This window comes from Staphylococcus simiae (genome assembly GCF_002902085.1).
In the GTDB taxonomy this organism is placed as follows: domain Bacteria; phylum Bacillota; class Bacilli; order Staphylococcales; family Staphylococcaceae; genus Staphylococcus; species Staphylococcus simiae.
Genome location: NZ_PPQR01000069.1, coordinates 1 through 593, shown reverse-complemented (window position 1 = coordinate 593; position 593 = coordinate 1). Strand labels below are relative to the sequence as shown.

The window sequence follows — 593 nt, the reverse complement described above, 5'->3', positions numbered from 1 at the left end:
AAGATGCACAAGGCAACACCATTGGTACAACTATTATCGTTAAAGATGGAGATGGCAAAGAAATTAGCCGTCAAGATATTTTGAACGGTAAAGATGGAGCTAATGGTGTCGACGGTAAAGATGGTAAAACACCAACAGTAGAACAAACACCAATTAAAGATGCACAAGGCAATACAATTGGCACAACTATTATCGTCAAGGATGGAGACGGCAAAGAAATCAGTCGCCAAGATGTCTTGAACGGTAAAGATGGAGCCAAAGGTGAAAAAGGCGACAAGGGTGATACAGGAGCCACAGGAGCCAACGGTAAGGACGGTACAAATGGTGTCGACGGCAAAGATGGAAAAACACCAAGCGTAGAACAAACGCCAATCAAAGATGCACAAGGCAATACTATCGGCACAACCATTATCGTTAAAGATGGAGACGGTAAGGAAATTAGTCGTCAAGATATCTTGAATGGTAAAGATGGAAAAACACCAAGCGTAGAGCAAACGCCAATTAAAGATGCACAAGGCAACACCATTGGTACAACTATTATCGTTAAAGATGGAGATGGCAAAGAAATTAGCCGTCAAGATATTTTGAACGGT

The 593-nt window shown here is 41.8% G+C and carries 1 pseudogene; it reads left to right on the top strand.

Annotated features, from left to right (window positions below):
* Positions 1-593, top strand: a pseudogene (locus CD113_RS08585) (hypothetical protein); the annotation flags it as partial.